The organism is uncultured Shewanella sp. (genome assembly GCF_947501665.1).
Taxonomy (GTDB): Bacteria; Pseudomonadota; Gammaproteobacteria; order Enterobacterales; family Shewanellaceae; genus Shewanella.
Genome location: NZ_CANMWS010000073.1, coordinates 1 through 1,272 on the forward strand (window position 1 = coordinate 1; position 1,272 = coordinate 1,272).

Sequence of the window (1,272 nt, forward strand, 5' to 3'; positions counted from 1 at the left end):
AACTTTATAAGCACCCAAAACCAAAAAATAGAACACACATAAATTCAGATTTTAATTTAATATGGAAATATGAATAAGATTTTTAATTTAGTGCATAAGTTTAAATCAATCTGATATTTTGGCGGAGAGCTTAACACTTTAGTTTTAGGTCAACCCTATGAACACAATAAATATTAAACAAATACAGCAAATAGATAACAAGCAATTTGAACAGTTAAAGACAACAAACCAGATAATTTTTAACGATCGAACCTACACCGTTAATCTTGATGAAGATGGTGAATTCACTGTCGATAGACAGTATTCTGGTATAGGTGAAAATCTACTTAGACCATTAATTGCAATAAAAGACTTTTTTGGAAGAATGTCCACTAGTGGAGAAAGTGCCACTGAAACGAGAGCCCAGCAACTAACTCGCATGATCAATGATAACACAACCATAAACCTCAGTGACATCAAAAACAAAGATGGAGTAACTTTTTCAGAGGGTGCTAACAGAGATGTTTATATTGATTCAGAGGGTAACGGATATAAAGTAACAAAAAAAAGAACCAATGGACGAGATGTTGGTATTGCAAATACTAGTTTAAGGTTAAATGATATTTACTCTAACCCTAATTTTTATGGTGGTAAGTATGCTCATTTAGCAACAAATGAAGTAAGGCAAGCTAAAGACATTTCAGGCGAAAAAATGACAATTTCAACATTTAAAGTCATTCAAAACTCTGAAAACCTACAATACACGAAAAAACACGGTGGAATAGTAGTAAATAAACCTTATGAGAAAATACCTGAATCAGCCTTACAAGAACTTAGAAATGCAGGTTTTCAGGCTTGGGACGTCAAACCCGATAACTTTGTAAAAATAAAGAACGAATTAGGAGGGTATGATTACCTGCCAATTGATTCTAAATACATTGGGACTTATGGCCGTAATCGTCATGATAGTGTTAGAACCAATTATGTAGAGCAGAACCAGCTTAACACTGGTAAGCAATATGCATTCGATGAAAAGTATGTTAACAAATATGTCTAATGGCCATGAATATATCATAAAGTTATGATTTAAAAAATGTAGTAAAAGCCTCTTGCTTACGCTGTGTTAGATAATCCATTGGACTTCATACTTACCATTGTGGTTTAAAGTTACAATGAAGAATGACGCTCATCTTTGATGCTAAAGTTAATGATACAAAAAGAAATTAGCTCCCAGCCGCTATACCCACAGTATGGGTTCAACGACATCCCATTTATCTACCAGTGATAAGGCTC

The 1,272-nt window shown here is 33.6% G+C and carries 1 protein-coding gene; it reads left to right on the forward strand.

All coding sequences use genetic code 11. The features are described 5' to 3' along the window. Positions 1-157: 157 nt before the first annotated feature. Positions 158-1,036, forward strand: a complete 879-nt coding sequence (locus Q0976_RS23940; protein WP_299497375.1) for a hypothetical protein — start codon at positions 158-160, stop codon at positions 1,034-1,036. The last annotated feature ends 236 nt before the right edge of the window (positions 1,037-1,272 follow it).